At 60.1% G+C, this 20,629-nt stretch carries 26 protein-coding genes; 11 read left to right on the top strand and 15 right to left on the bottom strand.

What is annotated here, in order from left to right; all coding sequences use genetic code 11:
• Positions 1 to 231: 231 nt before the first annotated feature.
• Positions 232 to 837 carry a DUF7344 domain-containing protein gene (locus tag EOW68_RS03565; protein ID WP_128223796.1) on the top strand — a complete coding sequence of 202 codons (606 nt, stop codon included), beginning with the start codon at positions 232 to 234 and terminating at the stop codon, positions 835 to 837.
• 133 nt (positions 838 to 970) lie between these two features.
• On the opposite strand, the gene hepT is transcribed toward EOW68_RS03565, so the two are convergent.
• From hepT to EOW68_RS18425, 4 genes are all read right to left on the bottom strand, one after another.
• Positions 971 to 1,399 carry a type VII toxin-antitoxin system HepT family RNase toxin gene (gene hepT, locus EOW68_RS03560; RefSeq protein WP_128223795.1) on the bottom strand — a complete coding sequence of 143 codons (429 nt, stop codon included), beginning with the start codon at positions 1,397 to 1,399 and terminating at the stop codon, positions 971 to 973.
• The gene (mntA, locus tag EOW68_RS03555) at positions 1,392 to 1,823 is read right to left on the bottom strand and encodes a type VII toxin-antitoxin system MntA family adenylyltransferase antitoxin (RefSeq protein WP_128223794.1); all 432 of its coding nucleotides are present in this window, start codon (positions 1,821 to 1,823) and stop codon (positions 1,392 to 1,394) included. The genes hepT and mntA (EOW68_RS03555) overlap by 8 nt, the downstream gene beginning before the upstream one ends.
• Positions 1,824 to 1,863: 40 nt before the next feature.
• A complete protein-coding gene (gene mntA, locus EOW68_RS03550; RefSeq protein ID WP_128223793.1) occupies positions 1,864 to 2,295 on the bottom strand; it encodes a type VII toxin-antitoxin system MntA family adenylyltransferase antitoxin in 432 nt (143 codons plus the stop codon).
• Between the two features lie 79 nt (positions 2,296 to 2,374).
• Positions 2,375 to 2,506, bottom strand: coding sequence for a DUF8054 domain-containing protein (locus EOW68_RS18425; RefSeq protein ID WP_431358722.1), 132 nt, complete (start codon positions 2,504 to 2,506; stop codon positions 2,375 to 2,377).
• Positions 2,507 to 2,606: 100 nt separating this feature from the next.
• Here EOW68_RS18425 and EOW68_RS03545 point away from each other — a divergent pair, with 100 nt between their 5' ends.
• A complete protein-coding gene (locus EOW68_RS03545) occupies positions 2,607 to 2,897 on the top strand; it encodes a ribbon-helix-helix domain-containing protein (protein ID WP_128223792.1) in 291 nt (96 codons plus the stop codon).
• On the top strand, positions 2,890 to 3,174 hold the full coding sequence (locus EOW68_RS03540; protein WP_128223791.1) for a type II toxin-antitoxin system RelE family toxin: 285 nt from the start codon (positions 2,890 to 2,892) through the stop codon (positions 3,172 to 3,174). The genes EOW68_RS03545 and EOW68_RS03540 overlap by 8 nt, the downstream gene beginning before the upstream one ends.
• Positions 3,175 to 3,228: 54 nt before the next feature.
• On the opposite strand, the gene EOW68_RS19070 is transcribed toward EOW68_RS03540, so the two are convergent.
• From EOW68_RS19070 to EOW68_RS03525, 3 genes are all read right to left on the bottom strand, one after another.
• Positions 3,229 to 3,381 (bottom strand): DUF8054 domain-containing protein, encoded by a 153-nt coding sequence (locus EOW68_RS19070; protein WP_489666323.1) that lies wholly within the window; start codon positions 3,379 to 3,381, stop codon positions 3,229 to 3,231.
• A gap of 24 nt (positions 3,382 to 3,405) precedes the next feature.
• Positions 3,406 to 3,945: a DUF8054 domain-containing protein gene (locus EOW68_RS03535; RefSeq protein WP_128223790.1), complete on the bottom strand. Its 540-nt coding sequence runs from the start codon at positions 3,943 to 3,945 to the stop codon at positions 3,406 to 3,408.
• A 191-nt stretch (positions 3,946 to 4,136) separates the two neighbouring features.
• Positions 4,137 to 4,760, bottom strand: a complete 624-nt coding sequence (locus EOW68_RS03525) for a hypothetical protein (RefSeq protein WP_128223789.1) — start codon at positions 4,758 to 4,760, stop codon at positions 4,137 to 4,139.
• A 751-nt stretch (positions 4,761 to 5,511) separates the two neighbouring features.
• On the opposite strand from EOW68_RS03525, the gene EOW68_RS03520 reads away from it, so the two are divergent.
• A complete protein-coding gene (locus EOW68_RS03520) occupies positions 5,512 to 6,291 on the top strand; it encodes a hypothetical protein (protein ID WP_128223788.1) in 780 nt (259 codons plus the stop codon).
• Positions 6,292 to 6,362: 71 nt separating this feature from the next.
• Here the strand turns inward: EOW68_RS03520 and EOW68_RS18415 are convergent, their stop codons facing one another.
• The 6 genes from EOW68_RS18415 to EOW68_RS03495 all read right to left on the bottom strand — a co-directional run bounded on the left by EOW68_RS18415 (position 6,363) and on the right by EOW68_RS03495 (position 12,932).
• Positions 6,363 to 6,521 carry a DUF7837 family putative zinc-binding protein gene (locus EOW68_RS18415; RefSeq protein WP_431358720.1) on the bottom strand — a complete coding sequence of 53 codons (159 nt, stop codon included), beginning with the start codon at positions 6,519 to 6,521 and terminating at the stop codon, positions 6,363 to 6,365.
• Between the two features lie 400 nt (positions 6,522 to 6,921).
• Positions 6,922 to 7,773, bottom strand: a complete 852-nt coding sequence (locus tag EOW68_RS03515; protein WP_128223787.1) for a rhomboid family intramembrane serine protease — start codon at positions 7,771 to 7,773, stop codon at positions 6,922 to 6,924.
• Between the two features lie 2 nt (positions 7,774 to 7,775).
• On the bottom strand, positions 7,776 to 8,675 hold the full coding sequence (locus EOW68_RS03510) for a hypothetical protein (RefSeq protein ID WP_128223786.1): 900 nt from the start codon (positions 8,673 to 8,675) through the stop codon (positions 7,776 to 7,778).
• A gap of 116 nt (positions 8,676 to 8,791) precedes the next feature.
• Positions 8,792 to 9,370 (bottom strand): response regulator, encoded by a 579-nt coding sequence (locus tag EOW68_RS03505; RefSeq protein WP_128223785.1) that lies wholly within the window; start codon positions 9,368 to 9,370, stop codon positions 8,792 to 8,794.
• A 404-nt stretch (positions 9,371 to 9,774) separates the two neighbouring features.
• Positions 9,775 to 10,839 (bottom strand): phosphotransacetylase family protein, encoded by a 1,065-nt coding sequence (locus EOW68_RS03500; RefSeq protein WP_128223784.1) that lies wholly within the window; start codon positions 10,837 to 10,839, stop codon positions 9,775 to 9,777.
• Complete coding sequence (locus EOW68_RS03495; protein ID WP_128223783.1) at positions 10,836 to 12,932, bottom strand: acetate--CoA ligase family protein; 2,097 nt, start codon at positions 12,930 to 12,932, stop codon at positions 10,836 to 10,838. Before EOW68_RS03495 ends, EOW68_RS03500 begins: the two co-directional genes overlap by 4 nt.
• Positions 12,933 to 13,177: 245 nt before the next feature.
• Here EOW68_RS03495 and EOW68_RS03490 point away from each other — a divergent pair, with 245 nt between their 5' ends.
• Positions 13,178 to 13,978, top strand: coding sequence for an RIO1 family regulatory kinase/ATPase domain-containing protein (locus EOW68_RS03490; RefSeq protein WP_128223782.1), 801 nt, complete (start codon positions 13,178 to 13,180; stop codon positions 13,976 to 13,978).
• Between the two features lie 117 nt (positions 13,979 to 14,095).
• On the opposite strand, the gene EOW68_RS03485 is transcribed toward EOW68_RS03490, so the two are convergent.
• Positions 14,096 to 14,830, bottom strand: coding sequence for a molybdenum-dependent transcriptional regulator (locus EOW68_RS03485; protein WP_128223781.1), 735 nt, complete (start codon positions 14,828 to 14,830; stop codon positions 14,096 to 14,098).
• A 237-nt stretch (positions 14,831 to 15,067) separates the two neighbouring features.
• Here EOW68_RS03485 and EOW68_RS03480 point away from each other — a divergent pair, with 237 nt between their 5' ends.
• The 4 genes from EOW68_RS03480 to EOW68_RS03465 all read left to right on the top strand — a co-directional run bounded on the left by EOW68_RS03480 (position 15,068) and on the right by EOW68_RS03465 (position 18,682).
• Positions 15,068 to 16,000, top strand: a complete 933-nt coding sequence (locus EOW68_RS03480) for an extracellular solute-binding protein (RefSeq protein ID WP_128223780.1) — start codon at positions 15,068 to 15,070, stop codon at positions 15,998 to 16,000.
• Positions 16,001 to 16,002: 2 nt separating this feature from the next.
• Positions 16,003 to 16,806: an ABC transporter permease gene (locus EOW68_RS03475; RefSeq protein ID WP_128223779.1), complete on the top strand. Its 804-nt coding sequence runs from the start codon at positions 16,003 to 16,005 to the stop codon at positions 16,804 to 16,806.
• The gene (locus EOW68_RS03470) at positions 16,806 to 17,915 is read left to right on the top strand and encodes an ABC transporter ATP-binding protein (protein ID WP_128223778.1); all 1,110 of its coding nucleotides are present in this window, start codon (positions 16,806 to 16,808) and stop codon (positions 17,913 to 17,915) included. Before EOW68_RS03475 ends, EOW68_RS03470 begins: the two co-directional genes overlap by 1 nt.
• Before the next feature lie 86 nt (positions 17,916 to 18,001).
• Positions 18,002 to 18,682 carry a helix-turn-helix domain-containing protein gene (locus EOW68_RS03465; RefSeq protein ID WP_128223777.1) on the top strand — a complete coding sequence of 227 codons (681 nt, stop codon included), beginning with the start codon at positions 18,002 to 18,004 and terminating at the stop codon, positions 18,680 to 18,682.
• Positions 18,683 to 18,703: 21 nt separating this feature from the next.
• Here EOW68_RS03465 and EOW68_RS03460 read toward each other — a convergent pair whose 3' ends face one another.
• Entirely contained in the window at positions 18,704 to 19,171 is a 468-nt protein-coding gene (locus tag EOW68_RS03460; RefSeq protein ID WP_128223776.1) for a helix-turn-helix domain-containing protein, read from the bottom strand.
• A 397-nt stretch (positions 19,172 to 19,568) separates the two neighbouring features.
• Between EOW68_RS03460 and EOW68_RS03455 the strand changes: the two genes are divergently transcribed.
• Positions 19,569 to 20,156 (top strand): universal stress protein, encoded by a 588-nt coding sequence (locus tag EOW68_RS03455; RefSeq protein ID WP_128223775.1) that lies wholly within the window; start codon positions 19,569 to 19,571, stop codon positions 20,154 to 20,156.
• A complete protein-coding gene (locus tag EOW68_RS03450) occupies positions 20,153 to 20,608 on the top strand; it encodes a pyridoxamine 5'-phosphate oxidase family protein (RefSeq protein ID WP_431358719.1) in 456 nt (151 codons plus the stop codon). The genes EOW68_RS03455 and EOW68_RS03450 overlap by 4 nt, the downstream gene beginning before the upstream one ends.
• Positions 20,609 to 20,629: the final 21 nt, after the last annotated feature.

Below are 20,629 nucleotides of genomic sequence, written 5' to 3'. Positions count from 1 at the left end.
CACGCAGGTACTCCAAACAGTCCTCTTTGTCAGGCAGAAACACATTGCTGACGCTCTCTCTGCTGACCATGCTGTAGCAGACTACGAACTCCAGTCATGAGAAAGTATCCACCAATACAGATGAGCGTTGAAAAGATACTAGTTGAGCAACTCGAACAGTATCGTTTTCAATAGTGGTAACTATACCGACCTTTTTTATCCAGTAACGAAGACTATTCTATTGGTTGGGGCATGACTGCAACAAGTACGACGGCCGAAGAATCCTCGAAGCAGGACGATGAACTCCCGGAGTCGAGTGAGGTAATCTCCTACGACGAGTGTTTCGACCTACTGAGTAACCACCGCCGTCGGTACGTCCTCCACTATCTCCAGCAGAACGGAGACACGGCAACGCTGAGTGATCTCGCAGAACAGATCGCCGCCTGGGAGAACGGGATAGAGATCACAGATCTCAGCTACGACCAGCGCAAGCGTGTGTACACCTCCTTGCAGCAGGTCCACCTGCCGCGGATGGACGACGCGCGCGTCATCGAGTTCGACGACCGCGAGGGCAGCGTCGAGATCGGACCAGCTGCAGACAACCTCGATATCTATCTCGAAATCGTCGAAGGTGGCGATATCCCGTGGAGCTACCTGTATCTCGGACTCGCGTTGATCAACACCGTCGTCGTCGGTGCCTTTGCGGCCGGGCTGTGGCCCGTCGCGGCGCTTCCCGGGCTGGGTGTGCCGATCTTCGTGACGACATCGTTTCTGGTGACCTCGGTCGTCCATCTGTACATCACCCGGACGGAGATGCGACTCGGTGGAAGTGAGGAGCCGCCGAGTTTGGTGGAGTGACTAGCTCAGCGGCAACCGAACACGGCCGCGCTCCAGTCGGGGCAGTCCACGGAGATACCGAGGTCGCGGTTTGATGTGACTGTCGGGGGAGACTCCTCGCTATCTGTGCTTTCGTAGTCCGGACATAGCGTAGCTACAACTCTTGTTGCCGGAACCACTCCGCGATTTCACGACTTACGTCCTCGTAAATCGCCAGTTCGTGTTGCAAATACTCATACACCTTTTCCGGAGACACGTCACCGTACTGGTGTGCCAGAATGTTTCGAAATCCGACGGCGTCCGTTAGTTTCGATACCGTCGTATCACTCAACACCTTGTGTTCGCCGAGCACTTCCACTGCTTCCCTCGATGCTTCGCCTTCGTATTCGAACGCTGCCGTCGCGATGTGGGTGGCGAGATCGATACACGCCTGTATCGCATTCTGGAACATTCGCTCGATGGCACGCCGCTCGGTGATATCGTCGAGGAATTCCTCCTTCGAGAGTTGCTGTTTTGCCTTGAGTTCACCGTAATATTGCTCGATCTGGGATAGCTTACGCGAAACGACTGCGGGATCAGCCACGGAGGCCCTCCTCCGCGATCCGGTGGATGAGGTCCAGCTGCCGGCGCTCGATCTCTTCCCGGGAATTCTCGAATCGGTCCTCGACTTCCGTCTTGAACTCCCGGAACGCTTCCCAGTCACCACAGATTAGTTCACCGTTGACAGCCGCATGTGCGAATTCAAGCGGGAGTTCGTCGATATCGGAGAGGTCGACAAACGGGGAGTCGTTCTCCTGCAGTTGTGCGGACAGTCGGCACCGCTTCCGAAACCGGTCCTCGGACGTGAGGTCCTGATCGAACTTGACCGCGATATCTAGGTCGGACGATGAACGCTCGGTACCCTTTGCCCGCGAGCCGAAAACCACGACGAACTCGATGTCCGGATTCTCACAGAGCGTTTCCCGGACGTGGTCAGGAACCGCTGGCGAACCATTGTCCGCTTCCATATCTGATACAACGGGTGAGCGTCACAAAAGAATTCCGTGGTCACGCGTTTCGCTCCATCCGATCGAGCAGTTCGTCGAACCGCTCCATCCGCTCCTCGTGGGTCGATTCGGTCGTTTGCGCCTCGTACTCCTCTCGGAACTCCTCGCTGCGTTCGACGTCTTCGACGAGTACACGCCCGTCATCGAACGCTGCGAGACCGATCTCTGGTGAAACCCCGTCCAGATCCACCACGTCGACATCGTCGGTCCCGAGTTCGCGCGTGAGTGCGACGATCAGTGCGATCCGGGCACGGTACCGCTGCCCGTCGGACAGCGACGGATCGAACGCGACGGCGACATCCACGTCGCTGTGTGGTCCGCTCGTCCCCCGAGCGTGCGAACCGAAGAGCACCCCCAGATCGACCGGGTGGCGCTCCAGCACCGCCCGGATCCGATCCGGATCGACGTCTTCGGTGTCGTCGGTCTGTGCCATCTGTTAGACGATTGGTCGCTATCGTGTATAAATAGTCGGTCGAGAACGGTGGTGGCTCGTCGGACGTCAGGGCTCGGGATCACGCGTAACTGCCGCTGAAGACGCGTGCGCCGCAGTCGGGGCAGTCGACGGAGACGCGGACCATTTCGCTGGCGCAACAGGACTTGCGGACGTTTTCGACCTGATCGAGTTCCGCGTCGGGGACGGACACTCCAAGAGAAATGCGCGCATACCGAGTGGTTAGTGCGGTGTGATGGCGTTACGGTGGCGCAACCGATGCGTTCTTGATACCGCGTGTGTAATACAGATGTATGTCTGACTCCGACACAGGCGAGTCTCGGAGCGACGATCCCGAGACGACGACGATCAATATCCGCGTCACTGAACGCCAGCTCGAAGAAATCGACGCCGTCTGGAAAGAAGAGGGGTACACCTCCCGGAGCGAGTTCCTGCGCCACGCGATCCGCGACGCGACTGCAAACCCCGGAGTCTCCCGGAGCATGCTCGCGAATATCGCTGCCGAGGAGTATGCGATGCGGAAAGGTGAAACTGAAGCAGTCAGCCGCGAGGAAATCGTCGCTATGATCGACAGCGATGAGTGAGGGGTGGGACTGGGAGTTTCGGCCACCTGCTGCTCAGACGTTCGACGAACTCGAGACTCCCGTGCAGACCCGTATCGTTACGAAACTCGACGAGATCGTCGACGACGAGTGGCGTGAACCATACGAATACATCGAACCGCTTTCGGGAATGCCACATGGGAAGATCCGGGTCGGGGATTTTCGCCTTGGAGCTGACGCCGACCGGGAGCGGAAGACCGTCGTTATCTACGATATCGAACACAGATCCGGGGCATACAAACCAGGTGACGACGACTGACACGGACCACTGATACCCGGGGACTGGTCGACACGTGATCTCTCGTTTGCAGTGTTAGGCGTAGGACCCGCTAAAGACGCACGCGCCGCAGTCGGGGCAGTCGACGGAGACGCTGACCAGCTCGCCGGCACAGCAGGACTTGCGGACGTTTTCGACCTGATCCAGTTCAGCCTCGCAGGCCGGACACTCCTCTAAGAACGCCCGCATGCCGGCGAGCAGTTCCGTCCGCGTTTAGTCACCCAGTTCTCCCCACTCCGGGAGCCACTCTGCGAGCGTCGGCTCGGCGGCGAGGTCGGCATAGAAGGCGGCATCGGAACTCCACCGGCCGATCAGCTCGCCGGCGAACTCCACCCCGAAGTAGTTCTCCTCGTCGACGAAGGCCAACTGTTCGGGATCGACGTCGACGACAGAAGCCAACTGCGCGGCGGCGCGGTCGTCGTCCTCCCGGTAGTTCCGGATGCGCCGCCACCAGACCTCACGGAACTCCGCGGTGAGACAGAGGCAGTCCTCGTCGGGAGCCTCCTCGACGACCCCCGCATCGCGCAGGAGCTGTTCGGTCTCCGCGGGTTCGGGCCGGTCGGCGGCGGCTTCGGTGGGTTCGACGCCGCCGTCGGTCGTCTGTACGTCCTCGAAGGGGTCTTTCCCGAAAGCACGCAGCAGCCAGTGGGAGAAGTACCGCTGTGTCAGTTCCGGCGTTCCGGGGACGAGATATCCCCGGAGGTAGATCGCGGCAGCGAAGACGACGAGTGCGGCGATTCCTGCTGGGTACAATATAAAATGGATGGTAACTCTCGCCCATCAAGGCATCTAAAAGGACAAACTGGCGCAATCTGTCAGAGCGTTCCAATTGCGGCGAGTGCTATATCGAAAACTGGGACGAGGGGCACTCAAAGATGCTGCCCAAGCAACGCTCTGAAATCAACAATGTACTACGCAAGAGCGTAGAGAATAGTGAAAAGTCGCTAAATTGTACCGTCTTCCGGAAGGGCTTCGGCGTACACCGTTAAATCATCTGGAACGTCACTTATGTGGGTATTTGAGTGGCCCAGCGTCTCGTTATCGTCATTTAGGAAAAATCCAACATGCACGTAGCTCTTTGCACCTGGTTCAATGTCTTGCGCGTCTGCAACTGCTGGAGAACCTCCTGACCAGGTTCCTGGAGCGTCACTGGTATTCACTGCTGTAATCTCGTTTATGCTAGCGTACTCGATCGTCTCATCTGAGACTGCCATGGCCAGAGGTGTGCCTTCGAGTGTGTTGAAGTCTCCGTGGTAGAACTGGAATCGGATTGCGTTTTTCCCTTGGTTCACGACCTTGAATACATTTCTGAACTGAGTATCTGCGTCTGCGTTGAGACCGTCACCGTTCTGCGAGTTGCTCCCATCAAATTCAAGAGCGAGCTTTTTACCATTCTGACTTGAATACGCGCTCGTACTTTCCAAGCCGAGGTACGCGCTTTCATCGCCCGCGACATTAACATTGATATCACGGTCAGCGCTCACACTCGAAAACGCACCACTACCTATTGCAGCCGCCCCGCCAGCGGCGAGCGATCCCGCACCGATGATGAATTTGCGTCGTTCCATTGTTGTTGTCACCTTGGTTGTTCGTTCACCGCGACCACCTCCCGTACGCACGGGAACTGCCAGCGGCGAACTCGTTTCAACGTAGCTCCCCCTACCCGTATTGTATCAAGTGACCTGAACGAGCGAGTCGGAATATCCAGCACTACCTGAACGGTGACAGAGGTCGACTGAGGCAAAGTCAGGGATGTACTGCGTGAGACTGGACCGACGAAGCCGATATTAGGAGTGTTATAATTCCACAGCCACTCCTGTTCGAAAACACTCGGAAATGTTCAGTTGACTGCTCACGACCCCTCTCGAAGCCTCTGTGTCTGCCTGAAGGACGTGCATTGCACACCGACGAAATGACTACGGCTTTCAGGTCGGTCCTGATGGAACTGTTCATCAAACAGAATATATGTTTTCTGACGTTTCTGTTGTTTAACATAATCGAGTTTTTTGCCGATATATCGACGATTCATGCCCTGGTACTGTCGTGTGCGAATGGGGAAGTATTGGCAGATCAATGCAAAGCAGATATTTTATATATTGTTACTTGAACAGTCATCTGGGCTTATATACGCTTGCCCAGACGTTCCAGACAAGAATGTGGCACAGACGCGTGGATCGATGACCTGGACGATGATATCACGACGGTACCACACTCTATCCCTGGAACCATGATCGACCAACATACCCCTGGATCGACGGTACAGACACCACTGGTGCGGACACTCGATAGCAGAGCCGGCGTCTCTCGGGGTGAGACGCGATGAGACGCCGAAAGTTCCTGCTCGGCACGGGAGCAGTGTTCGCGAGCGGTGGGCTCTTTACAAACGTGGGTGCGTTCAGTTCGACGACAGCAAAGCGAGCAGTAAAGATAGAGGTCGTCGGCGACGAAAATGCGTATCTCGGGTTGCGAGAAGAGGAGATGGCGGACCAGGGCATGCTGTTCGATTCGAACATGCCTCGGACCGCCCCCGAACAGTTCGATATTACGAACCAGAGTGCTACCAGTGTCGATATGACGATCGGACTCCTCGACGGCGAGCTTGCATTTACCGATGCAGAGTCCGGGACTGGAGTCGAAAACGTGACCGTCGAAGACGAGGAGCTGACGATTACCGGACTGGAACCGGGCGCAGCAGTCACGAACGTCACGATCGAGATCCCGGGTCGCAGCGAGACCGTCCTGAGAGACACCCTCTCCTTCGACGTGACAGGCACAGATGGGGGACTACAGATCGACGCCAAGCGGGACCTCGCACTCGAACCGTCGGAGATCCCGGCGACAGTCAGATTCAGCGGATCACTCAACGCAGCCTTCGAACTCCCGGATATCGACAACGTCGATCCCAGCAGCGTGACTGTGAATGGCTACGAAACGAACGAACAGGGGAAGAACAAATTCAAAATAACGAATCCGGGGAAAATCGACTGTGAACCGGGCAGTACGACCACTGTCACGGTTCGGGGTGAGACTGTAGACGGTGTTCAGTTCTCCGGAACAGCCTCGGATGTCAACTGCAGCAACGACCGGAGTGGGGCGTAACAGCCACCAGCATTGCTACTGACGCGAATCGACAGCGTCGCCTATCGAGACAGGTCGAAAGACAGCTGAGACTACACCGGCCCAACGACCTCGTCACACCGCCGACACGACGCGAGCATCTGTGGCCATCCGGTCTCCGGCGAATACTCGATCACCAGTTGCTCCGCAGGGATCGCCACGCGACAGAGTGGACATCGCCCCAGTGTCGTCCCGTCGGGGGCAGTGCTCATGATTAGTCCTAATCGCCTCAGACCCGTAGTTATGCAGGTACTTAACACACAGTGGAGTAGAAAAAGCATCACCGTTCCCTCCGTCATCTTTCGTTCGATAAACAGTCCTGATACTGCCGGCTATACATTCGGAAAGATATGCGCCACCACCGGTAGCCGTTTGGCTACCGAGAATCGCCTCGTGCTGCTCGGCTCACCCCGGGGTGGCGCAATTTGTCAGTTTTGTACAGCCGGCAGTGTGAACAGTGCGATCACAGCCACCCGCCTCATCGTGGTCGTTGCGGGTCTGTTCGGCTGGGGATGCCAGATCTACTGGTACTTCCGGATGCCCGGTTGTATTGCACCACCGGACCGTCGGATGCAACGTTTCAGAACCGGTCTGAATCGGCCCACAGCGCCCCTACAGCTCCTCGGCGAGGAAGACGAACGTGAAGACAACGATGAACGCGAGGCTAAACCCGAGCAGATGGACGTAGACGTCGACGACCCCGCCCTGCGGGACGACAGCGTCCTGAAACGCCACGACGGGGTAGCCAACCAGCAGTCCGAAGCCACTGCCAGCCAGCTCGAAGTAGCCAGGCCTGTCCGTGGCTGCTCGGAACTCCGCGAGGGTTGGACGACCCCGTCTGTACAGGATAGTTCCGAGATAGAGGCCGACGAGCGCGAGCGCTGCCGACCCGATCTCGAACCGATACGCCCGCGCCGGGAGCGAGAGCAACGCGACGAGTCCCACGACGAAGAACAAAAATACGGGAGCGTGGCGCTCGTCGGCCCGATCCGAGATATTCGAGGCGAGATACGCCATGAGTGCGAACGACGCCAACCCGACGAAGGCGGCGTTGAGCCCCGAAAAGCCAAAGATAAACCGTTCCCGTGGAAAGATCAGCTGCATCGCCGACAGCACGAGGGGGAATGCGACGAGCACTGTGACGAACGTGATCCGGAACAGTCGGCGGCGACCGCTCAGAATACAGAGGAGATATGCCACCCCCACTGCCGGGAGATAGACCGCCAGATTCCCGAGCAGGTGAAACCACTCCAGATGGACGAAGTAGGCAGTGTAGCCGGTGAGAAGCGTCGGATCGGTCGTATCGAAGACGAACCGTTCCAGGGTCGCCACGGGCAGTACGAACACTGCCAGCAAGACGAGCGGGACGGTCGCGATCATCAGCAGATCCAGCCGTCGCACGTTCTGTCCCAGATCGCTCCCAAAGCCCGGTGCCTCCGTTCGTGATGCCTGTCGTAGTGCCATAGTTACGTCTCTCTGGTCAGTCCCCGTCGTGTCACCGAAAAGAGCCCAGCACCGGCGACGACGAACAGCAAGAGCAACAGTAGCGTCCAGTACGGGAAGCCACCGAGAGTCGTCTGCGGCCCCGGTAACGCCGGTTCTGTTAGCGTTCCAGTCTGTTCGGTTCCCGACTCGTTGCCCTCCCGATCTTCGTCCGGCCCGATCTCGGTCTCGTTGTCCCCTGTGTCGCCGTCGTCGGTCGAATCAGTCCCGTCAGTGGATCCTGTCCCCTGGTCGACGTCAGGCGGATCCGGATCAGCTCCCGAGTCACCGCTCCCGGTATCCGTCGATCCGCTCTCTCCACCGCTGTCTGGTCCAGTATTCAGCGGTTCATCGCTATCAGCAGTTTCACCAGCAGTCGATGGAGAGTCGCGCTCCGCGACGAACGTGAACTCCTCGATGGCGTCGAGTTCGTGGTCACCGGTCGTGTCGATGACCACGCCGACGTGGATCGTCTCACCGGAGGACAGGCTCCGGCTGTGTCCCTGTCCGTGGATCGACTCGACAGAGTCGGTCCCCTGAACGAATTCGATATCCTCGTAGGCCGGCACGTTGGGTGTCTCGAACCAGACCGTTGCCGGCGGGTCGTCGACACTGCCGTTGTACGTCACAGTGAAGATGTTCGCGACAGTCGTCACGGAGTCGTCGGTGACGCCAGTCGCATCGACTGCTCGTAGCTGAGTGGATTCACTCAGATCGAGCCTGATCTCACCGCTGTCGTTGACTGCGTAGGCACTGTTCGGCCCGTCAGATGGCGACAGTTCGATCCCCTCGGTCTGTGCTGGCCTGTCAGTGAACGCACCGGTAGCGACGAGTGATGCGCCGCCAACCGCCAGCAACACGACGAGCAGTAGTTTTCGTTTCACAGGAGACACCAGGCCCGACTACCTACGGATAGTTACCAGGTGGGTAGGTGTAGTATTACGTTTCCTGAGACGTATCTCAGACGGCCTGAAACCACTGTTCAAACAGTTTCTCTGCGTTACTGTCGTTCACTCAAAAGCGCATCCAGCTTCTCGATCGTCGCGTGGACGTACTCGTCTTCTGTCTCCTCGGGCAGTGTGACCTCCGCGCGGAGCGAATCGAACTCCGATCGGAGACGGTCGTACTCGTCGCTACATTCGAGCTGTTCGTAATCGAGTTTCGTCTCTAGCGTCGCCAGCCTGGATGCAACATTGACCATCCGCTGGATCTGCTGGTCGAGGTGATCGCGTGTGAGCATCCGTTCGACGACCTCGCGGAGCTGTTGTTCCGAGACGGGTTTGACGAGATACTCGTCGAATTTCATCCCGATGATGTTCGTATCCGGATCGACAGCAGTGATCATCACGACGCGACAGTCGACACCCCGTGCCCGGATCTCTTCGAGCAGTTCGTCACCGGACATCCCCGGCATCCGGCGATCGAGCAAGACGACGTCGATCCCCTCGGAGAGCGTCGCCAGCGCCTGTTCGCCCGAGTTCGCGACTTCGACCGTGTATCGGTCGTCGAGAAGTTCACTGTAGGTATCGGTGATCGCCTGCTCGTCATCAACGACCAACACGGTGTGATCGCCAGTCATCTATCGCTTCAGTTCTGTTGATGGTTACATTAATCTTTTCCTAAATGATGGCACTGTCTGACGGGAGACGGGCCAAAACCGGCAATTTTCACCGGCAAAACGCTCGGAATATCGAACTTGGGGCCCCAGCCGTCGCTGTCGCGGCATCTCGTATCACTTCACGAATATATCACAGCTACATTCGGGGCGACATTCCACTGAATGAGAACGGGAGACTGCCAGCTCTCGGCTACTCGGAAAGGGAAAATGGGGGTGAACCCCCCAGCGTGTGACACTACGGAGCCAGAATGGCTCCACTGTGAGCTATACGTTGTAGCATCATAAGTGGAGTGGAGGCTATCATTTTTGATTTCACGGACAACAGATCAGCAGTTATTTCCGCGACATATCAAAGAGAGTGAGTATCAATCGAGTCCGAGTACCGATTCGACATCGACGCTGTCAGAGAGCAGGTCTGCCATCCGTTCGACCGTCTCCGGTGTCCGTGTCCGGCCCGAGCCGAGCACCGACTCCGTCCGGTCGATCGTGGTTCGCGTATCCGACTGGACGAGCATGATCGGGACGTTGTTGCTCGTCGCCTCGCCGAGCACGGCGTTGGAGGGGCGATATCCACCGGTGAGAACGACACAGCCGACGCCGGAAGACTGCATCGCAGCAGCCTGGATATCGGAGCGGTCGCCGCCGGTGATGACCGCCGCGTTCCGGGTTCGCCGGAGCTGTTTGAGCGCCTCCGAACTCCCCATCGCGCCGACGACGAACCGTTCGATCCGGCCATCGTCGGGAAGCTCCGGCGTCAGCAGCTCCGCACCGATCCCATCTGCGAGCTCCGAGACGGTTTTGCCACCCAGCTGTTCGTCGTGTGGGACGGCACCGACGCTGTTGATCCCCTTGCCGTCCAGAAACGGCATCGCATCCTCGACGAGTTCGTCGTATCTGTCCGGCGAGACGTCGTTGAACAACACCCCAGCCAGTCGGTCACCGAACTCCTTGCCCGAGGCGATCACCTCGTCGACGTCGACAGCTTCGGTGTACTCACTGACGAGCAGTACCTCGGCATCGAGTAGCTCGGCAATGTCGGCGTCGGTGAGACCGACGGTCCCGCCGGTGAAGTGGTGATCCGACCCCTCCAGCAGCATGATGTCGGTGTCGGCGGCGAGATCGGCGAAGTTGGTCTCGATGTCGGCCCGGAGTTCGGCCGGATCCGCACGGCCCCGGATCGCCTCCTGGACGAAGGTTGGCGAGTAGACGACCGGTTCGAGCTGGTGCATCTCGGCGTCGAGATCGAGCAGCTGGCGTGCGATCATCGGATCCTCGTCGCGGGTCTTCCCGACTGCACTCTCCAGATTCGTCCCCTTCGGTTTCATGTAGCCGACAGTCGCCCCCTGCTTCCGTGCGAGCTGTCCCAGCGCAACCGTGATCGCTGTTTTTCCTGTACCTCCGCTGGTCGACGTGACGAGTAGCGTTGTCATAGTTTCTCCTGGTCGAGTGTCAGCCGTAGATCGATCGCTGCAACGCCGTCCGGCATCGCGACGACGGGGTTGATATCCAGTTCCGTGATCGCCGGAAAGTCGGTGACGAGCTGTGAGACCCGCTGGATCGTCTCGACGAGCGCGTCGAGATCTGCGGGTTCGCGCCCGCGGGCACCGCGCAACAGCGGCGCAGATTTGATCTCGTCGAACATCTCCCGGACTTCCGGTTCGGCGACCGGCGCGACGCGGAACGAGGTGTCTTCCATCACCTCGACGAAGATACCCCCGAGTCCGAACATCACGAGCGGACCGAACTGTGGATCGCGGGAGACGCCGACGATGGTCTCCGTCCCGGTGTCGAGATCGACCATCTCCTGGACCTGGACGCCGACGATCGAGGCGTCAGGCTGGTAGTTGCGCGCCCTGACGACGATATCCTCGTAGCTGTCCCGGACGTCTTCCTGGGCGACGCCGACCTCGACACCACCGATATCGGATTTATGTGAGATATCCGGGCTGACGATTTTCATCACGACGTCGCCCTCGATCTCCCCGGCGATGCGTTCGGCATCGCCCGGGCTGTCGACGACCTCGCCCTGTGGTGTCGGGATACCGTAGGCGTCGAGCAGTTCCATCGATTCGACACCGAGCTGTGTCCGTCCACGGTCGACGGCCGATTCGAGGATCTCGCGTGCGCGGGCCTGGTCGACGTCGAACGTGGTCGCTTCGATACGGTCGCGGCGTTTGATCTCGGCGTACTCGGCGAGCGCATCGAGACTGTTGACGGCCCGCGCCGGATCGAAGTAGGTCGGAATGCCCGCCTCGCGGAGCTTGTCGGCGGCCGGTTCCGTCGCGGAGCCACCCATCAACGTCGCGGCGATCGGTGTCCCGTACTCCGCCTGGAGTCGAACCGTCTCGTCGGCCAGCCCCTCGAACGAGAGGGTGGCGGTGGGACAGGCGAGCACCACGACCATCCCGACCCCTGGATCGGCGAGTGCGATCTCGATGGCCGTCGAGAACCGCTCGACTGTCGCGTCACCGATCACGTCGACTGGGTTGAAGATGTTCGACTCCTCGGGCAGCGAGTCGGAGAGTTCGTCCAGCGTCGACTCCTCGAAATCCGCGAGTTGCAGTCGCGAGTCCCCGACAGCGTCTGTGGTCATCACACCCGGGCCGCCGGCGTTCGTGACGATGGCGACACCTTCGTTGTCCGGGAGTGGCTGGCCGTCGAGAACCGAGGCAAAATCGAACAGCTCCTGGACGGACTCGACACGCAGGACACCGGCCTGCTTGAAGCCCGCCTCGTAGGCCTGATCACTGCCCGCGATCGCGCCGGTGTGTGAGGCGGCCGCGGAGGCGCCGGCCTCGGTACGGCCGGATTTCACGGCGACGATCGGCGTCTCGCGGGTCACCTCGTAGGCCGCTTCGATGAACTCTTGGCCGTCGTTGACGTCTTCGAGGTAGCCGAGAATCACGTCAGTGTCGGGATCCGACCCCCACTGTTCGACGAAATCGACCTCGTCGAGGACGGCCTTGTTGCCGAGTGAGACGATGTCCCGGAAGCCGATATCGTGGTCGGCCGCCCAGTCGAGGACGGCAGTGATGAACGCACCCGATTGGCTCATAAACGAGATATTGCCCGGGTCGGCACTCCGGGGGCCGAATGTCGCGTTCATGCCGACGCTCGTGCTCATGATACCCAGCGAGTTCGGCCCGACGACGTTGAGGTCGTACTCCTCCGCGATGGCGAGAAGTTCGGACTCGCGCGAGGAACCATCACCGCCGGCTTCGCTGAACCCTGCCGTGATTACGACGACGTCCTCGATACCGGCTTCTGCCGCTTCCCGGAGGACCTGCAACGCGATCGGGGCCGGAACGACGACGATCGCCACGTCGACGTCGGGGACGTCCGCGACGCTGTCGTGGCAGCGGAGACCGAGCACCTCCTCCCGATTTGGGTTGACCGCGACAGTCTCCCCATCGAATTCGGAGAGCAAGTTACTCGTTATGGCGTGTCCGACAGTTCCGTCCTCGTCGGAGGCACCGACGACCGCTACTCGCTGTGGAGCGAACAGCGTAGATAGGTCACCCATCACTCTCCTTTCTCTCGCGCGGAAATTAACCCTTGTTATTCGGCGGGGACGGGTTGTATAAAACACCCCGTTAAATAGCGGTATTCCAGCATTTAATCGCCAAATATTAAATATTTTGGAGTTTAAGACGTGGTATATGAAACAAATCGACAGTCAAAACTCGTGAGAGAGTCACGGCCCGGAGCCTGTCTGTCCGAGAGAAAGCGACCGTGATTATATACTCCGGGCCAAAAAAGTAGGTGTAGATGGCGATTCGCGACATCCTCCGTGGTGAGATACCCGAAGCAGAGCTAAAGTCCATCGCGGCGGAGACCGCCGACCGTCACGGCGAGGAGTTCGACTGCGTCCGGGGGCTGGATGCCGACAACTGGCTGTCGACGCCGGCGGTGGTCAACGAGCAGTTTTTCATCAAGATCATCACCGGCCAGAACACGCTCGTCCACGGGCTGTTGACGACCGGGCGGAACCTCGGCGTCTTCGCGAGCGGCTCCGAGGGGTTTTTCGAGCGGTTCGGGACACCGATCGGGATGGCCGAACACGAACTCGACGCGGCCCAGCAGATGCGCGAACTCGGCGTCAACGTACCGGAGCCACTGGAGGCGTTCGAACACGACGGCTACGGTGTCGTCGTTCTCGAATATCTCCCGGAGTACGAGACGATCGACAGCCTGGATCCGGACGACGTCGAACGGTTTGCGCCGGACCTGTTCGAGTCACTCGCCGAGATGCACGACGCAAAACTCGTCCACGGCGATCTGCGCGGCGAGAACGTCCTGATCGCCGACGACGAACTGTACTTTATCGACGCGACGAAAGTGAGTTCGGCCGGGATCGACGACGCCCGCGCCTACGACATCGCCTGTGCGCTCGCGGCGCTGGAACCGCTGATCGGCCCGCGACGGACAGTCGAGATCGCCGCCGAGGTCTACGACCCCGAGATCCTCACCAGTGCACAACGGTTCCTTGATTTCGTCAACATCCGCCCGGATCACGACTTCGATGCAGTAGCGATCAAAGGAGAACTCGACAAACGGGCCAGCAACTGAACGGCTCATAGTGATTGTTGCGAGTCTTTACCGCCACAGTGAAAGAAAATATCAGATAGGCGCTGTGAAACATCGATATTTGTGACGTGGTCGCGAAAATAACCGCAACAATCACTATCACGCCTCCGGCTGCTGGCGAGGTGTCGCCCGCGTCGCTGTCGTTTTGAACGAGGCGACGACAGACGCGCCGGCCGTCAGCCCGAGTTCCGCGGCACTCCCCTGTGTGACCAGCGCAGTCAGCGGCTGCTCGGCCCCGATATCCACACCCACAGAGACGACAGACTCGCGTTCGTCGACTGTCTCCACTGTGCCCGCAAACTGGTTCCGGGCGCTCGTACCGGCCGACGTCGGGGCCTCGGCCTGGCTGTGCAGTGTCACTGTATCGGCACGGATCGTGACCTGTACGGCCTCCGTCTCGGGCGGTGTAATCGCCCCGAGTTCGCCAGCCGCCGTCTGAACGGTGGCAATTTCGCCGTCTCTGTCGACGACAACGCCCTCGTAGACCGTCTCCTCGACGGCCGTGACGCCGGAAAACTCCGTCCTGAGCCGTTCGAACCTGGCGAGAAGTGTTCGTGTGCGGGCGGTCAACTCGGTGCCCCCGCCGCCGCTGCCGCCGCGTTCCGGTTCGACCAGCGGGCCAAAGGCTGCCTCCAGAGCGTCGATACGCTCGTGTGTCCGGGAGTACGAGCGGCCGAGGCGATCAGTCGCCGCGTTGAGCGAGCCCGTTTCGTCGATGGTCCGAAGCAGCGTGGCATCTTCTCCGTCGAAGGTGACGCCATCTGCGTGCAGTTCTGCCTCGAACGCCGGATCGATCTCGGCGGAAGGATCCTCTGTCCCACGTTCTGGGGCCATATTCGATCCTGTTGTGCACACGACAAAACGGTTGCGTCACGGCTGTGTCTCGTGAGCCTGGTGGCTGTGAGAAACTGAAGGATTTCGACCCCACGTGGGATCTGTCCGAATGTACAGCCACCAGTCCGAGAAGAGGTCGACTGCGCTGACGGCCTGCTAGTTGATTTTGGTTACTAAGAGTTTGAAGGGTAACGGAAATATTTATGCCAGTCCCCGAACAAGACCGTTATATCTTCAATGAAACAACGCTCTCGTCGCACGTTTCTGGGGGTGCTGGGGAGCAGTGTCGTCGGCGCTGCCGGCTGTCTCTCCGGCGACGAGCGTCTCTCGGTACTCGCAGCGGGGAGTCTCGCTGTCGCACTCGAAGAACTCGGCGAGGAGTTTGCTGCGGACCGACAGGCAACGGTCGAAGGGGAGTATCACGGTTCGACAGTGGTCATGCAGATGATCGAAGACGGGACGAGATACCCCGACGTGGCAGTGAGTGCGGACGTACAGATGTTGCGCGACAGACTCTATCCGGACTTTACCGCCTGGGACGTCGTCTTCGCGGCGAACGAACTGGGGCTGGCGTACAGCCCGGAGACTGATCTCGGCAGCCGACTCGAAAGCGACGAACCCTGGTACGAGGTGTTGCGATCCGCACCGGATGGCGCAGTGGCGATGAGCGAACCGGAACTGGACCCGCTTGGCTACCGGGCGATTCAGATGCTCGAACTTGCCGAGGAGTACTACGGCGTCGAGGGACTACGGCGGGAGGTTAGCGAAGGCGCCTACCGCGAACCCGACGAGCCCAGACTGCTCGCAGGCATCGAGACCGGCGATCGGGCAGTCGCAATCTCCTACCGAAACATGGCTGTCGATCACGGGCTGCCCTTCTACGAGTTACCCGACGAGCTGAACTTCTCCAATCCCGCCGAGGCCGACTACTACAGTACTGTGTCGTATACCACCGACGACGGCTACACTGCGCGTGGCTCGCCGATGTCGTACAACGCGACGGTACTCGACGGTGCGGACAACCCCGAACGGGGCCAGGAGTTCGTCTCTTTTCTGCTCGACAGCCAGGACCGACTCGAAGCTCTCGGTCTCCGGGTTCCCGGCCGACTACCCCGGAGCCACGGTTCGAGTCCATCATCGATCACCAGACGTGTACAGGGTGGCGGCTAACGATGGCGGGAGCGAGCGTCGGCCAGCGCCGGTTCCAGTGGCGTGGGGGTGGACTCTTCGTACTGCTGTCGGTCGTGTTGCTGGCCTATCTGCTCTTTCCCTTTCTGGCCTTCCTCCAGTGGAGTCGGCGCTCGTCGATCCTCCCGGCACTGTCCGAGCCTGCCGCGGCGGATGCGATCCGACACTCACTGCTAACGGCGCCAGTGGCGACCGTACTCGCAGCTATCTTCGGCGTCCCGCTGGCGTACGTGCTCGCGAGACACTCGTTCCGTGGCAAACGACTGGTCGAGGCGCTGGTCGTCCTGCCGCTGGTGTTGCCACCAGTTGTCGCGGGCGCGATGTTGCTGACAGGGATCGGGCAGTTCACCACGGTCGGTAGCTTCTTCGCCGCCCGCGGGCTCCCGCTGACGAGCAGCCTCGCGGGGATCGTCCTCGCACAGCTGTTCGTCGCCGCACCATTCGTCGTCATCACGGCACGGGCAGGGTTCGCCTCGGTCGACCGGCGACTGGAGTACGCCTCCCGGTCGATGGGCTACAGCCCGGTCCGGACCTTCCTGCACGTCTCTGTACCGCTGGCCGGAAAGATGGTCCTCGCGGGTGTCGTCCTGACGTTCGCGCGGGCAATCGGCGAGTTCGGCGCGGTGTTGATGATCGCGAACAACCCTCGGACGATGCCGACCCAGATCTGGTTCGAGTTCCAGACCGGTGGCCCTGTGGCGACGGTCCCACTCGCCGTGGCGCTGCTCGCGATCAGTCTCGTCGTCATTCTCCTCACACAGTACGCAGGCCGACTCTCGACAGCATAATGCTCGAAATCAGGAATCTGACGAAACAGTACGGCGACGAGCGGGCCATCGACGAGCTGTCACTGTCGATCGACGACGGCGAGTTTTGCACCATCCTCGGCCCCTCTGGCAGCGGGAAAACGACGACACTGCTGTCGATCGCTGGCCACGTCACCCCGACAGCAGGCAGTATCGCCCTCGAAGGCACCGATCTGACAGACGTTCCGCCGGAAGATCGGTCACTCGGGATCGTCTTCCAGCAGGACGCGTTATTCGAGCATATGACCGCCCGGGAGAACGTCGCGTACGCACTCGGCCCCCACGAGGGGGACTGGGACCGGGAGACGCGAATCGATCAGTTTCTCTCTCTCGTGGGAATGAGTGACTACGCAGACAGCTACCCGGAGCAGTTGAGCGGCGGACAGCGCCGCCGGATCGAACTCGCGCGGGCGCTCGTCTACGAACCCGACGTCCTGTTGCTCGACGAGCCACTGACAGGACTGGATCGACAGCTCCGCCGGGAGATGCGCGCCGAGATCAGCCGGATCCACGAGGAGACGAACGTGACGACGGTGTACGTCACCCACGATCAAAGCGAGGCACTCACACTCTCCGATCGGATCGCGGTACTGAACGAGGGGGCGTGTGTCGCTGTCGGCACGCCCGAAGCGCTCTACGAGCAGCCACCAAACAGATTCGTCACCAGGTTTCTCGGCTCGGTTTCGACGCTCCCGGGGACGATCGTCGAGAGATCACCGCTCGTCGTGGAGTGGGCTGGCTACCGGTTCGAACTCGGTGCGGTCGATTCAGAGGGAGTCGGCGACGTGCCCTCGGTGGGTGACCGGTTCCGGCTGTACTGTCGGCCAGATGCGGTGCGCGTCGAGCCGTCGACAGGAATTTCCGTCGACGGAGAGGTTACTGACATCACACACAGCGGTGAACGGAGTACCGTCACTATCGAGACCACAGCTGGTGGGCAACTCCGGATCGCGACCGACGGGTTCCCGAACGTCGCAGTCGGTGAGACAGTTACGGCGGGAATCGACCCGGATGCAGTGTTCGGGTTCGCTGGCGACTCCCGGCTGTGTGTGTCGACAGCCAGCCGGGCCGAGAACGCCACCGACGGCTGATCGCCAGTTCGGAACACGACCGCAGCGATTCCCATCGAATTGGAATCAGGGCCGGTATTATACGACGAGCAGCGGTAGCTTCCGATATGTCACGGGCAGAGACGGACGACGGGATCTCCCGGGCGGCAACGCCAAACAGCGACGAGATGCTCCGGGCACAGCTGGTGATCGAACCACACCCGGATTCGAACTGCGCTGTCGTCAACCAGGGAGCCGACGTCGAATCGCTCACGCAGGATCTCAAACGACCCGCAGCCTGTTTCGATCGAACAGCCGAGGGAGAGTGCAGTCAGGAGACGTGCGGGGAGTGTCACGCCGAAGTCACGCTCACAGAGCCCGATCAGCAGCGGAAATACCTGAAATCCTCGGTGCACTCGAAATGCATCTGTCCCGTCTTCGAGGAGTACGACTGTATCCCCAACATCAAGGGTGTCCGATCCGGTTCGGTCGTCGCTGTCGTGACAGTCCGGACCAGAGAGACACTGAAGGAGTTGCTGGATGGGCTCCGGGCGGTCGAGGCAGCGGTATCGATCGACTGGCTCATCCGCGGGCAGGAAGCCGACGCGACGATGGAGATCTGTGTCGACGGGATCACAAAAAAACAGGAGACGGCACTCAAAATCGCGCGCGAGGACGGCTACTACGACACGCCCAGACAGACAGATCTCGCCGCGCTGGCGGAGAGACTGTCGATCTCCGAGTCGGCAGTCTCCCAGCGGCTGAATGCGGCGGAGACGAAACTCGTCAGAGCATTTCTCGACAGCTGATACCGCTGCCGTCCCGTGACACTACCGGAACTCACCGAACACGTTTTTGACGAGTTTCGCCTCGCCAGCCCTGAGTCGCTGTGAGATCGCCGACTTGGAAACGCCGGTTCTGTCGGCCAGATCACCGAGATCGGCCCGCCGTGGCTCCTCGTAGTAGCCGACGTCCAGGGCCAGCTCCAGGGTTCGGCGCTGCTTCTCGGTCAGTTTCCCCATATCCACGGCCACGGTGTTCGGGCCCTCTGCCGTCGATCGGATGATATCTTCCGTCCGGACCGAGATCTCCGACTCGTCGAGCAGTTGCATCATCTCGAGAAATGCAGCACGGCCGCCGACGGTCAGGGTGACACGTAACTGGTCGTCGTCAGCGTCACCCGTCGGTTGTTCACGAGCGTGCGCCTCAGAGTTGGTCATTTCTTGCCCCCCGCTGCTTCCCGCGGTGAGTCGTTCGAACACTGGATGGCCAGCCGGAGTGACGTCATACTCGTACATTTCGGCTCAGCAAAGTAAGAGGTAAGCTGGATATTACACTGTTTTAATAGTCGATTCGGCCTGCTCGGTATGTCAGCGACCGATACTGGCGATTTTCACTCGATACGGGACAAACGTGACCCGGAATGTGATACTGCCGGCTGTACAAAACTGACAAATTGCGCCACCCCGGGGTGAGCCGAGCAGCACGAGGCGATCCTCGGTAGCCGAACGGCTACCGGTGGTGGCGCATATCTTTCCGAATGTACAGCCGGCAGTATGAAGAATGCTACAGATGGTGGACACCAGCCAGAAACCAGCAGGCGAGCGACCAGATTGCCGAGGAATGGCAACAACCAAATAAACGACTGGAATGTGAAGGACCCAATTGATACGACCGGACATACTATCTGTCAACATGTACCGGGATATTCTGGTTGCAACCGACGGCAGCAGCGGGGGGGAGCGAGCGGTCGACCACGCGCTCGGGCTCGCGAAAGGGCTCGACGCAACGCTGCACGGACTCGCAGTGCTCAAAGAGGGCGTGACCACGCGAGACCAGATCCGCGCCGACCCGGAAGGAGAAGCCGAGGCCGCCCTGGGCTCACTGAAAGACGCCGGTGACGAGCGAGGGGTCGCGATCACGACGGAGATCCGCACGGGCGATCCCTGCGAGACGATCGTCGCGTACGCCGAGGAACGCGAGGCCGACCTCATCGTCATGGGCACGACGACCGGGAGCCGACTCGACCGGCTCCTGCACGGCAGCACGACAGGCTGTGTCTCGAAGAAAGCGACGGTCCCGGTGATGACCGTCGGCGCGGAGGCCGACCCGCTTTTCGATCAGCTGGAGGACGCCGAGTTCCAGTTCCACTGTCCGAAATGTGACAGCTCACTACAGATCGAAGCGGAGACGAAAGACGCACTCCTCGAGAAAGGCTGTGTCATCTGTGGTGCAGATGTCACCGAGGACGCATTTATCGAAACCGGGGTGAGCAGCGAATGACGATCGCCCAGCAGATCGCGATGACAGACGAGGAGATCCACGACTTCCTCGGGCAGCACCAGACGGCAGTGATGTCACTCGCCGGTGAGGAGGGACCGTACTCTGTCCCGGTCACCTACCGGTTCGATCCGGAGACGGAGAACTTCTACTTCCGGCTGGTGTACCCGAAAGCCAGCGAGAAACGGGAGTTTCTCCCGGACGTTCCCGAGTGTCGGCTCGTCTCTTACGAGGAGTCGGATCCGATCTACCAGAGTGTCATGGCGAAAGGGACACCCGAAGAGATCACAGCGGACGATATCACACCGGAACTGGTCACCCAGCTGGGCGAGACGAGCCGCCCGCTGTTCGAGATGTGGCAGTCCTCGCGGGCGAACCTCGACATCCGGCTGTACGAGCTCGATCCCGACGAGCTGACCGGCCGGCGTATCAACACTGAAAAACACGAAGAGTGATCCCGGGCAACGGTAGCGTCG

The organism is Halovenus amylolytica, from assembly GCA_004015825.1.
Lineage (GTDB): Archaea > Halobacteriota > Halobacteria > Halobacteriales > Haloarculaceae > Halovenus > Halovenus amylolytica.
This window is presented reverse-complemented; position numbering and strand designations above follow the sequence as displayed.

Excerpts from the sequence above, each read along its gene's own strand:
- EOW68_RS03565 (WP_128223796.1), top strand. The coding sequence starts at position 232 with ATGACTGCAACAAGTACGACGGCCGAAGAATCCTCGAAGCAGGACGAT.
- mntA (WP_128223794.1), bottom strand. The coding sequence starts at position 1,823 with ATGGAAGCGGACAATGGTTCGCCAGCGGTTCCTGACCACGTCCGGGAA.
- mntA (WP_128223793.1), bottom strand. The coding sequence starts at position 2,295 with ATGGCACAGACCGACGACACCGAAGACGTCGATCCGGATCGGATCCGG.
- EOW68_RS03545 (WP_128223792.1), top strand. The coding sequence starts at position 2,607 with ATGTCTGACTCCGACACAGGCGAGTCTCGGAGCGACGATCCCGAGACG.
- EOW68_RS03540 (WP_128223791.1), top strand. The coding sequence starts at position 2,890 with ATGAGTGAGGGGTGGGACTGGGAGTTTCGGCCACCTGCTGCTCAGACG.
- EOW68_RS19070 (WP_489666323.1), bottom strand. The coding sequence starts at position 3,381 with ATGCGGGCGTTCTTAGAGGAGTGTCCGGCCTGCGAGGCTGAACTGGAT.
- EOW68_RS03525 (WP_128223789.1), bottom strand. The coding sequence starts at position 4,760 with ATGGAACGACGCAAATTCATCATCGGTGCGGGATCGCTCGCCGCTGGC.
- EOW68_RS03520 (WP_128223788.1), top strand. The coding sequence starts at position 5,512 with ATGAGACGCCGAAAGTTCCTGCTCGGCACGGGAGCAGTGTTCGCGAGC.
- EOW68_RS18415 (WP_431358720.1), bottom strand. The coding sequence starts at position 6,521 with ATGAGCACTGCCCCCGACGGGACGACACTGGGGCGATGTCCACTCTGT.
- EOW68_RS03515 (WP_128223787.1), bottom strand. The coding sequence starts at position 7,773 with ATGGCACTACGACAGGCATCACGAACGGAGGCACCGGGCTTTGGGAGC.
- EOW68_RS03505 (WP_128223785.1), bottom strand. The coding sequence starts at position 9,370 with ATGACTGGCGATCACACCGTGTTGGTCGTTGATGACGAGCAGGCGATC.
- EOW68_RS03500 (WP_128223784.1), bottom strand. The coding sequence starts at position 10,839 with ATGACAACGCTACTCGTCACGTCGACCAGCGGAGGTACAGGAAAAACA.
- EOW68_RS03495 (WP_128223783.1), bottom strand. The coding sequence starts at position 12,932 with ATGGGTGACCTATCTACGCTGTTCGCTCCACAGCGAGTAGCGGTCGTC.
- EOW68_RS03490 (WP_128223782.1), top strand. The coding sequence starts at position 13,178 with ATGGCGATTCGCGACATCCTCCGTGGTGAGATACCCGAAGCAGAGCTA.
- EOW68_RS03485 (WP_128223781.1), bottom strand. The coding sequence starts at position 14,830 with ATGGCCCCAGAACGTGGGACAGAGGATCCTTCCGCCGAGATCGATCCG.
- EOW68_RS03480 (WP_128223780.1), top strand. The coding sequence starts at position 15,068 with ATGAAACAACGCTCTCGTCGCACGTTTCTGGGGGTGCTGGGGAGCAGT.
- EOW68_RS03475 (WP_128223779.1), top strand. The coding sequence starts at position 16,003 with ATGGCGGGAGCGAGCGTCGGCCAGCGCCGGTTCCAGTGGCGTGGGGGT.
- EOW68_RS03470 (WP_128223778.1), top strand. The coding sequence starts at position 16,806 with ATGCTCGAAATCAGGAATCTGACGAAACAGTACGGCGACGAGCGGGCC.
- EOW68_RS03465 (WP_128223777.1), top strand. The coding sequence starts at position 18,002 with ATGTCACGGGCAGAGACGGACGACGGGATCTCCCGGGCGGCAACGCCA.
- EOW68_RS03460 (WP_128223776.1), bottom strand. The coding sequence starts at position 19,171 with ATGTACGAGTATGACGTCACTCCGGCTGGCCATCCAGTGTTCGAACGA.
- EOW68_RS03455 (WP_128223775.1), top strand. The coding sequence starts at position 19,569 with ATGTACCGGGATATTCTGGTTGCAACCGACGGCAGCAGCGGGGGGGAG.
- EOW68_RS03450 (WP_431358719.1), top strand. The coding sequence starts at position 20,153 with ATGACGATCGCCCAGCAGATCGCGATGACAGACGAGGAGATCCACGAC.